Raw genomic sequence first — 9490 nt, 5'->3', positions numbered from 1 at the left:
CGCTTCGCAGCCCAGCGCGGGGCAAGCCCGCTCACCACAAAGGCCCGCAGGACGTTAGAAAGAGGGGGTTTGTTTACGGCGTTTCCATTGGCTCAAGCGTTCTTGAAGGGCCTGCGGGCTGTCGATGTGTTGCCGATTTGCACGGCTGAACAGGATGAGCATCAACTCCGCCGTGGCCAAGGCATCGGCGCTGGCGTGGTGGCGTTCGCCCACCTGCAGTTTGAAGTGGCTGACCCAGTCATCGAGCCCGGCTTCACGAATATTGGCTTCGGGGCACAGCAGCGGGGCGATGTCAGCCACGTCCAGAAACGCATGGGCCAGGCGATAACCCAGGCTGTCCTTGAGCGCGCGGCACAGCATGTGTTGATCGAACGGCGCGTGGAACGCCAGCAACGGGCTGTCGCCGACGAATTCCATGAAATCCAGCAAGGCTTCAACCGGGTCGCTGCCGGCGGCAATTGCACTGGGGCCGAGGCCATGGATCAGCACGCTGGGGCTGAGCTTTGTTTCGGCGCGTTGCAGGGTGCGCTCGAACAGTTGCGAGAAGTCCACCGCGCCGTCCTCGATCACCACCGCGCCGATGGACAGCACCTGGTCACGGTTGAGGTTCAGGCCGCTGGTTTCCAGGTCCACGACCACCCAGCGCTGGCTGCACAGGGGGCCGTCTCCCAGTGCTGCGGGGTTGGGCAGTTGCTCCATGCGCCGCTGTTGTGTCGCGTCGAGCGCGGGTTTTTTCGGACGCAGCCAGCCGAACACACTCACAGTTGATACCGAAAGGTCAGGCTGCTTTGCAGGCGTTGGGCCTGGCGCAGGGATTCGCGCAGGATGCGCCGGTCCAGGTGGTTGAGGCTGTCGGGATCAACGCGGTTGGAATACGGCTGATTCTCGCGGGTTTGCAACTGGTGCTGTTGCATGCGGGTTTGCTGGATGAAGTGATAGGCCTCCTCATAGGCGGCGCCGTCCAGCGGCTCAATGACGTCCTTGGCCACCAACTGTCGCAGGCGCTCCAGGGTGTTGTTGGCGTGGATGCCATTGGCCAGGGCCAGCAGGCGCGCGCCATCCACAAACGGTGTAAGGCCTTGGACCTTGAGGTCGAGGGTAGCCTTCTCGCCACTTTTGCGCGTCAGCACAAAGTCGCGGAAACGCCCTACGGGCGGGCGCTGACGCAAGGCGTTCTCGGCCAGCATGCGCTGGAACAGCCGGTTGTCTGCCACCTGGTCCAGGATGCCCTGGCGCAATTGCTCGCAACCGTGTTCGTCGCCCCACACCACGCGCAGGTCGAAATAGATGCTCGACCCCAGCAGGTTTTCCGGCGTGGCCTCGCGGATAAACGCCGCAAAGCGCCGCGCCCACTCGGCCCGCGACAGGCACAACTCGGGGTTACCGGCCATGATATTGCCCTTGCACAGGCTGAAGCCACACAACGCCAGGCTCTGGTTGATCTGCTGGGCCAGGGGCAGTAGCCGCCCGCGGATGTCGGCCGCTTCGGCGGCGTCCCTGGCCTCGAACAGGATGCCATTGTCCTGGTCGGTGAACAGCGTCTGCTCGCGGCGGCCTTCGCTGCCGAAGCACAACCAGCTGAACGGCACTCCTGGGTCGCCTTTGTCGGCGAGGGTCAGTTCGATCACCCGGCACACGGTGTGGTCGTTGAGCAGCGTAATGATGTGGGTGATCTGGGTGGACGACGCGCCGTGGGCCAGCATGCGCTCGACCAATTGGCCGATCTCGCCGCGCAGTGCCACCAGGTTTTCCACCCGTGGCGCGTTGCGGATGGTGCGCGCCAGGTGCACCAGGTCAACCCTTTGCAGGGAAAACAGGTCGCGCTCGGACACCACGCCGCACAGGCGCTGGTCCTTGACCAGGCACACGTGGGCGATGTGCCGCTCGGTCATGGCGATAGCCGCGTCGAAGGCGCTGTGGTCCGGGCTCAGGGCGAAGGGCGCCTGGGTCATGTGGTGTTCGATGACCTGATTGAAATCACCGGTGCCGTCGGCCACCACCTGGCGCAGGTCGCGCAGGGTAAAAATGCCCAGCGGCGCTTTGTGTTCATCAACAATCACGATGCTGCCCACTTGCTGTTCATGCATCTGCGTCACCGCCTCGCGCAGCGGCGTGTTCGGGCTGCAGGTGACCGGATGGCGCATGGCCAATTCGCCCAGGCGGGTGTTCAGCGAGTATTGGGTGCCGAGGGTTTCCACGGCTTTTTGTTGCACTTGCTGGTTCACCTGGTCGAGCAGGCTGCTGACGCCGCGCAGGGCAAAATCGCGAAACGGGCTGGACAGGGCAAACAGCTTGATAAAGGCCGGCTTGTTCAGTTGCAGGCAAAAGGTGTCTTCGGCAGCTTTGTGTTCGGTGCGGGTTGCGCGCTCACCCAGCAACGCGGCGAGGGGGAAGCACTCGCCGGTGGTGATTTCAAAGGTGATGTCGGCCGCGTCCTGGTTCAACTGCGGGCGTTCGCCCACGACCCGGCCCTGCTTGACGATATAGAAGTGCTCAACCGGCCCGCCCGACGGCTTGAGGATGCTGTCGCCGGGGCCGTAGAAGCGCAACTGGCACTGCTCCACCAGAAACGCCAGGTGGGCGTTTTCCATCTGGTTGAACGGCGGGAAGCGTTGCAGGAATTGCAGGGTGCCGTGAATGTTCTGCAACACGGCGGTTTTTCCCGCCTGCGTGAAAGCATCAGCTTTACTCATAACAGTGACCGCAGTTTTTTTGTCGTTATCGTCCCTCATGGTCGACTCCCGCGCGGCAGGTGCCCATTGGACGTAAGTCTAGGTCGAGGAAAACCACGCTCAACTAGGGAAAAACCTTACATGGCTATTGTGCAAACCCCGTAGAACGCCCACTAGGCAAACTTTCCGACGAAGTGCACATTGTTCGCCCTTCCGCAGATGTCTGACGAGTGTGCTGGGAGATTGATGAGAACTGCTGAGAAACGTATGTCCGACCACGATATTTTGAGTGATGCCGAGCGCGAGGCGCTGAGCGCCGTAATGCTTGAGCCCGATCTACCGCCACAACGCGTGTTGATTGTCGACGACGACAAGGACGCGCGCGAACTGCTGGCAGAAATCCTGGGGCTGGACGGTATTCGCTGCATGACCGCCGACAGCGGCGAGTCGGCGTGGGACTTGTTGAGCTCCAGCAGCTCCATTGGTTTGTTGATCACCGATTTGCGCATGGCGCCCAGTAACGGCCTGGAGCTGATTCGCCAGGTGCGCAGCTCCACTCGGGCCGCGTTGCCGATCATTATCATGTCGGGGGACGCCGAAGCGCCGGATGTGATTGATGCGATGCACTTGAGTGTCGTGGACTTTTTGCTCAAGCCCATTGATAGCGTGAAGTTGGCGAAGATGGTCAAGCGCGAACTGGGGATGGCGCAATAGCTACCGTTGGTCGAACCTGTCAACTCTGACAGTAGGCAGGAAAATGTGAGGGCTGTGTACTGGGTTGGAGCGTTCTGGAATATGGCCAGTGGCTCTTAACTCAGGAACAGGAGTCCACCATGAGTACTGCAGACGACAGCAAAGCGAAAACAGCTGAAGAGTTGAAGGGCACGTTCTGTTTGATCAAACGTGGAGAAGAGATCGAGGCCCAGGTTTTTAACATCAAGAACGTGTCGGGTACGCTCAAGAAAACCAAGATAGCCGGCGTCGGTTCTGAAAAGATTGAAATCACCTATGCGGAATCACTCGTTTCCGGTTCGAAGATGATTACTCCCGATACTTCTCGCGCTATTGTTTATACCGATTCGAACGATGAGGTATTCGATATTCACGTAGGCGCAGGGCGAATCATTATCGGCGTTGAGGCGCGTGAGGGTGGCCGCGTGCACAGCGGGGAGATCAATAATGTGCTGCTCCAAAGTGCGACGGGCAAAACGGTCTTGTTAAATGGTGCTGTCCTGGCTTACTTGCCCAAGGTCTCTTCTTCCAAAAAGCCCTGATCTTTCGATCAGGGCTTTTTCAATTGCGCTGTTTATTCAAAGGCCGTTCTTGGCCTTGAACTCCCGACGCCTGCGATGCAATACCGGCTCGGTGTAGCCATTAGGCTGCTTGGTGCCTTCAATCACCAACTCCACTGCTGCCTGGAACGCGATGTTGCTGTCGAAATCCGGTGCCAGCGGGCGGTACAGCGCATCCCCGGCATTTTGACGGTCCACCACCGGCGCCATGCGCTTGAGGCTTTCCATCACTTGGGCTTCATTGACGATGCCATGGCGCAACCAGTTGGCGATGTGCTGGCTGGAGATGCGCAAGGTGGCGCGGTCTTCCATCAGGCCGACGTCGTTGATGTCCGGCACCTTCGAGCAGCCGACGCCTTGGTCGATCCAGCGCACGACATAACCGAGGATGCCCTGGGCGTTGTTGTCCAGCTCGTTGCGGATTTCTTCGTCGGACCAATCGGTGTTGCTGGCCAGAGGAATCGTCAGGATATCGTCGACCGATGCGCGCTCGCGCTTGGCCAACTCGGCTTGGCGCGCGAATACGTCAACCTTGTGGTAGTGCAGCGCGTGCAGTGCAGCGGCGGTGGGCGACGGCACCCAGGCGGTGTTGGCGCCGGCCAGTGGGTGGGCGATTTTCTGTTCGAGCATTGCCGCCATCAGGTCGGGCATTGCCCACATGCCTTTACCGATCTGTGCACGGCCTTGCAGGCCGGTGCTCAGGCCGATATCGACGTTCCAGTTCTCGTAGGCGCCGATCCATTTTTCTGCCTTCATCGCAGCCTTGCGCACCATCGCGCCGGCTTCCATGGAGGTGTGGATTTCGTCGCCGGTACGGTCAAGGAAGCCGGTGTTGATAAACACCACGCGCTCGCTGGCCGCCTTGATGCAGGCCTTGAGGTTGACCGTGGTGCGGCGCTCCTCGTCCATGATCCCGACTTTGAGGGTATTACGCGGCAGGTTCAGCACGTCTTCAATGCGGCCGAACAGCTCGTTGGTGAACGCCGCTTCTTCCGGGCCGTGCATCTTCGGTTTGACGATGTACACAGAACCGGTGCGGCTGTTCTTACGGCTGCTTTTACCGTTGAGGCTGTGGATCGCCGCCAGGCTGGTGAGCAGGCCGTCGAGAATGCCTTCGGGTACTTCGTTGCCGTCTTTGTCGAGGATCGCGTCAATGGTCATCAAGTGGCCAACGTTGCGCACGAACAGCAGCGAACGGCCGTGCAGGGTCACGTCCTGACCATCCACGCCGGTGTAGACGCGGTCGGCGTTCATGGTGCGGGTGAAGGTTTTGCCGCCCTTGGCCACTTCTTCGGCCAGGTCGCCCTTCATCAGGCCGAGCCAGTTACGGTAGATCACCACTTTGTCATCGGCATCAACGGCGGCGACGGAGTCTTCGCAGTCCATGATGGTGGTCAGTGCGGCTTCCATTAGCACGTCTTTGACACCGGCGGCGTCGGTCTGGCCGACCGGGGTGCTGGCGTCGATCTGGATTTCGAAGTGCAGGCCGTTGTGTTTCAGCAGGATCGCAATCGGCTGGGCCGCGGGGCCCTGGAAACCGATCAACTGTGCATCGTCGCGCAGGCCGCTGTTGCTGCCGCCCTTGAGGCTGACGATCAGCGTGCCATCGACGATTTTATAGCCGGTCGAATCGACGTGGCTGCCGGCAGTGAGTGGCGCGGCTTCGTCGAGGAAGGCGCGGGCGAAGGCGATGACCTTGTCACCGCGGACCTTGTTGTAGCCCTTGCCCTTCTCGGCGCCGTCGGCTTCGCTGATGGCGTCGGTGCCATACAGCGCGTCATACAGCGAGCCCCAGCGGGCATTGGAGGCGTTGAGGGCGAAACGCGCGTTCATCACCGGCACCACCAGCTGCGGGCCGGCCATGCGGGCGATTTCGTCATCGACGTTTTGGGTCGTGGCCTGGAAGTCTGCGGCTTCTGGCAGCAGGTATCCGATGTCTTGCAGGAAGGCTTTGTAGGCCACCGGGTCGTGCGCCTGGCCGGCGTGGGTTTGGTGCCAGGTGTCGATCCGCGCTTGGAAATCGTCGCGTTTGGCGAGTAGGGCTTTGTTCTTCGGTGCCAGGTCGTGGATGACCTTGTCGGCGCCGGCCCAGAACTGGTCGGCAGTGATGCCGGTACCGGGAATGGCTTCGTTGTTCACGAAGTCGAACAGGACTTTGGCGACCTGCAGGCCACCGACTTGAACGTGTTCAGTCATTGCTTGCCTCACTCTGCGGAGCTTATGCGCTTTTCAGCTTTTCAATTTACCAATGAAGCCTCTGGCCATAAACCACGAACCCGATCCCCCAGTACATGCCGTGCAGGCGGCTGGGCTGGCGGGTTTTCGCGGTGCGTTGGTGCCTTGGCAGACATCGACCTAACGTTATGTAGTGCGCGATTGGGCATACTACATGATGACTTGCGGTTGTGAAAATTAGACTAAATACGTCGTTTAGCGACCCACTTTGGCCAGGCGGTCACAGTGGGGTATGGGATGTTCTCAAAAAACTATCGGATTGTTCCAGATAAATATAAAAATGGTACACGATTTGTTTTCGAGGGCTCCCGAGTCCACCTTGTAGATTGGAATTCCAGAGGGCTTCGCCATGGACCATCTTGTACTCACTATTATCGCCGCCGACAAACCCGGTTTGGTTGAACGCATCGCGCAGAACATTGCTGCCCACGGTGGCAACTGGCTGGAAAGCCGCATGGCGCACATGGCCGGGCAGTTTGCCGGGATCTTGCGGGTCAGTGTGCCGACCGAAAGCCGTCAGGACCTGGTGAATGCGCTGGAGGATTTATCCACACACGGCATTCGCGTGCTGGTGGGTGAGGGCAGTTCCGGGCAGGCCGCCGCGTCCAAGGCCATCGTGATGACGCTGGTGGGCAATGACCGGTCGGGTATCGTGCGCGAGATCACCGCGCTGTTGAGCAAGCAAGGTGTGAACCTGGAAAGCTTGAGCACGGATGTGCGCCCGGCGCCCATGAGCGGTGATCCATTGTTTACCGCCGAGGCGCTGTTGCAGGTGCCGGCGGCGTTGTCATTGGATACTTTGCAGCTGTCCCTTGAAACCCTGGCTGATGATTTGATGGTGGAACTGCACCACGAGGAATAATCGGCCCACAAGGTTATGCATGGAAATCTTGCATGGGCCTGTGGATAACCTGTAGAGACCCGTCGCCAGCCCAAGCCGGCCGGTGCTCTGCGCCAGTTGAGCAAAAAACGAACAGTTTCAAGGGCTTGTGCACAAATGGCGGGGATCAGGTTGTGGATAACCTTGGGGTGAATGCCTGCAAGCCACGCGTGCTGTGGCTTGCAGAGGTTTGTACATTATTTGATCAGCGTTTGCGCACGGTCAGCCACGCATCGAGGCTGTAGACCACCAGGCCCGCCCAGATAAACGCGAAGGCAATCAACGTGCTTTGTGCCAGGTGTTCACCGAACAGCAGCACGGCTTCCAGCAGCACCAAGGTCGGCGCCACGTACTGTAAAAAGCCCAAAGCCGTGTAGGGCAAATGCCGCGCGGCGGCGTTAAAGCACACCAGCGGGATCAATGTCACCGGGCCTGCGGCCACCAGCCACCAGGCTTCGTTGGTGCTCCAGAATGCCAGCTGCGCGCTGTGGGCCGACGGGTTGAACAGCAACCACGCCACGGCAATCGGCACCAGCATCCAGGTTTCCACCACAAGCCCTGGCAACGCCTTGACCGGCGCCTGCTTGCGGATCAAACCGTAGAAACCGAAGGTCAACGCCAGCACCAGCGACACCCACGGCAAACTGCCTACTTGCCACACCTGTTGCGCCACACCGACCGCCGCCAGACCGACGGCGACCCATTGCAAACGGCGCAGGCGCTCGCCGAGTATCAACATGCCCAGCAGCACATTCACCAACGGGTTGATGTAGTAACCCAGGCTTGCTTCCAGCATGCGCCCGCTGTTCACCGACCACACGTAGGTCAGCCAGTTACCCGCGATCAACGAGCCACTGAGTGCCAGAATCGCCAGGCGCTTGGGGTTGTCGCGCAACTCGCGGAACCAGCCGGGGTGTTTCCATACCATCAGCAGCAACCCGCCGAACAGCGCGGACCACAACACCCGGTGCACGATGATTTCGGCGGCCGGGACGCTGGCAATGGCTTTGAAGTAAATGGGGAACAGGCCCCAGATGACGTAGGCGCTCAGGCCCAGAATGTACCCGCGACGGGGGTTGGCGGCTTGCATGCAGAATCCTTGCGTGGGCAGCTTAAAAAGCGGCAATTGTAAGGATTTTTGTCGCGTAATGGGTGTGGCTTTCTGCTGGAGCTGGCTTGCCTGCGATGCAGACAACTCGGTTTGTGCGTGACACCGAGGCGATGCCATCGCAGGCCAGCCAACTCCCACACGGGGTGTGAGGTTCGTCAGAACAGTTTCAGCGGCTCTTCATTGAGCGCCGACAATTGCTCGCGTAACGCCAACACCTGATCGCCCCAATAGCGCTCGCTGCCGAACCACGGGAAGCTGTGCGGGAACGCCGGGTCGTCCCAGCGCCGCGCCAGCCAGGCGCTGTAGTGCATCAGGCGCAGCGCGCGCAGGGGCTCGATCAGCGCCAGTTCGCGTGGGTCGAAGTCGTGGAATTCCTGGTAGCCGTCCATCAGTTCCGACAGCTGGCCCAGGCATTCCTGGCGGTCGCCGGCGAGCATCATCCACAGGTCCTGCACCGCAGGGCCCATGCGGCAGTCATCCAGGTCGACGATATGGAACATCTCGTCGCGGCACATCATGTTGCCGGGGTGGCAATCGCCGTGCATGCGGATGTTTTTGTGCGGCGTGGCCTTGTACACCTCCTCCACGCGCTTGAGCAGGTCGCGCGCCACAGACTCGTAGGCGGGCAACAGGCTTTTGGGAATGAAGTTGCCTTCGAGCAGCGTGGTGAGGGAGTCGTGACCGAAATTCTTCACCCCCAAGGCTTCGCGGTGTTCGAACGGGCGGGTGGCACCCACCGCATGCAAACGGCCGAGCAACTGGCCCAGGCGATAGAGTTGGTCGAGGTTGCCCGGCTCCGGGGCGCGGCCGCCACGGCGGGGAAACAAGGTGAAGCGGAACCCGGCGTGTTCGAACAGGCTTTCGCCGTTGTGGATCAGCGGCGCGACCACCGGCACTTCGCACTCGGCCAGTTCGAAGGTGAAACGGTGCTCTTCGAGAATCGCTTCGTTGGTCCAGCGCTGGGGCCGATAGAACTTGGCGATCAGCGGCTCCGAGTCGTCGATGCCCACCTGATAGACGCGGTTTTCGTAGCTGTTAAGCGCCAGAATGCGAGCATCGCTGAGAAAACCGATGCTTTCGACGGCGTCGAGCACCAGGTCGGGGGTGAGTGTTTCAAACGGATGGGCCATGCGAACTCCTGCGCGCAGCAGGGCGCCGCGTCCGGCCCGGTATGGTAACGCACCAGGGCTTAGATAGGTGGTGGCTGTACGGACGCTTTCGCGAGCAAGCCCGCTCCCACATTCGAACGAGTTCCACCTTTGGAATACGGTCGAATGTGGGAGCGGGCTTGCTCGCGAAG

General features: G+C 60.5%; 8 protein-coding genes. 3 read left to right on the top strand and 5 right to left on the bottom strand.

Translation table 11 applies throughout. The annotated features are described in order from the left end of the window. Positions 1-54 precede the first annotated feature (54 nt). Together WBB95_RS17760 and WBB95_RS17755 are read right to left on the bottom strand one after the other, a co-directional pair. Entirely contained in the window at positions 55-762 is a 708-nt protein-coding gene (locus WBB95_RS17760) for a 3'-5' exonuclease (RefSeq protein WP_424488775.1), read from the bottom strand. Next, the gene (locus tag WBB95_RS17755; RefSeq protein WP_424488774.1) at positions 759-2693 is read right to left on the bottom strand and encodes a putative nucleotidyltransferase substrate binding domain-containing protein; all 1935 of its coding nucleotides are present in this window, start codon (positions 2691-2693) and stop codon (positions 759-761) included. The genes WBB95_RS17760 and WBB95_RS17755 overlap by 4 nt, the downstream gene beginning before the upstream one ends. Positions 2694-2939: 246 nt before the next feature. Here WBB95_RS17755 and WBB95_RS17750 point away from each other — a divergent pair, with 246 nt between their 5' ends. Together WBB95_RS17750 and WBB95_RS17745 are read left to right on the top strand one after the other, a co-directional pair. Next, positions 2940-3386: a response regulator gene (locus tag WBB95_RS17750; protein ID WP_078739449.1), complete on the top strand. Its 447-nt coding sequence runs from the start codon at positions 2940-2942 to the stop codon at positions 3384-3386. 119 nt (positions 3387-3505) lie between these two features. Further along, positions 3506-3946, top strand: coding sequence for a hypothetical protein (locus tag WBB95_RS17745; protein WP_424488773.1), 441 nt, complete (start codon positions 3506-3508; stop codon positions 3944-3946). A 36-nt stretch (positions 3947-3982) separates the two neighbouring features. On the opposite strand, the gene WBB95_RS17740 is transcribed toward WBB95_RS17745, so the two are convergent. Then, a complete protein-coding gene (locus WBB95_RS17740) occupies positions 3983-6160 on the bottom strand; it encodes a malate synthase G (RefSeq protein ID WP_424488772.1) in 2178 nt (725 codons plus the stop codon). Between the two features lie 388 nt (positions 6161-6548). Between WBB95_RS17740 and WBB95_RS17735 the strand changes: the two genes are divergently transcribed. Then, positions 6549-7061 (top strand): glycine cleavage system protein R, encoded by a 513-nt coding sequence (locus WBB95_RS17735; protein WP_424488771.1) that lies wholly within the window; start codon positions 6549-6551, stop codon positions 7059-7061. A gap of 223 nt (positions 7062-7284) precedes the next feature. On the opposite strand, the gene rarD is transcribed toward WBB95_RS17735, so the two are convergent. Together rarD and WBB95_RS17725 are read right to left on the bottom strand one after the other, a co-directional pair. After that, positions 7285-8169 (bottom strand): EamA family transporter RarD, encoded by an 885-nt coding sequence (gene rarD / locus WBB95_RS17730; protein ID WP_424488770.1) that lies wholly within the window; start codon positions 8167-8169, stop codon positions 7285-7287. Between the two features lie 176 nt (positions 8170-8345). Continuing rightward, complete coding sequence (locus WBB95_RS17725) at positions 8346-9320, bottom strand: serine/threonine protein kinase (RefSeq protein ID WP_424488769.1); 975 nt, start codon at positions 9318-9320, stop codon at positions 8346-8348. Positions 9321-9490 lie beyond the last annotated feature (170 nt).

Source organism: Pseudomonas sp. (genome assembly GCF_049645325.1).
Lineage (GTDB): Bacteria > Pseudomonadota > Gammaproteobacteria > Pseudomonadales > Pseudomonadaceae > Aquipseudomonas.
The sequence above is the reverse complement of the archived record's forward strand: the minus strand, read 5'-3'. Positions and strand labels throughout refer to the sequence as shown.

What these genes read in the sequence shown, in the direction of transcription:
- WBB95_RS17745 (WP_424488773.1), top strand. Translation starts at nt 3,506, where the DNA reads ATGAGTACTGCAGACGACAGCAAAGCGAAAACAGCTGAAGAGTTGAAG.
- WBB95_RS17740 (WP_424488772.1), bottom strand. Translation starts at nt 6,160, where the DNA reads ATGACTGAACACGTTCAAGTCGGTGGCCTGCAGGTCGCCAAAGTCCTG.
- WBB95_RS17735 (WP_424488771.1), top strand. Translation starts at nt 6,549, where the DNA reads ATGGACCATCTTGTACTCACTATTATCGCCGCCGACAAACCCGGTTTG.
- WBB95_RS17755 (WP_424488774.1), bottom strand. Translation starts at nt 2,693, where the DNA reads ATGAGTAAAGCTGATGCTTTCACGCAGGCGGGAAAAACCGCCGTGTTG.
- WBB95_RS17725 (WP_424488769.1), bottom strand. Translation starts at nt 9,320, where the DNA reads ATGGCCCATCCGTTTGAAACACTCACCCCCGACCTGGTGCTCGACGCC.
- rarD (WP_424488770.1), bottom strand. Translation starts at nt 8,169, where the DNA reads ATGCAAGCCGCCAACCCCCGTCGCGGGTACATTCTGGGCCTGAGCGCC.
- WBB95_RS17750 (WP_078739449.1), top strand. Translation starts at nt 2,940, where the DNA reads ATGTCCGACCACGATATTTTGAGTGATGCCGAGCGCGAGGCGCTGAGC.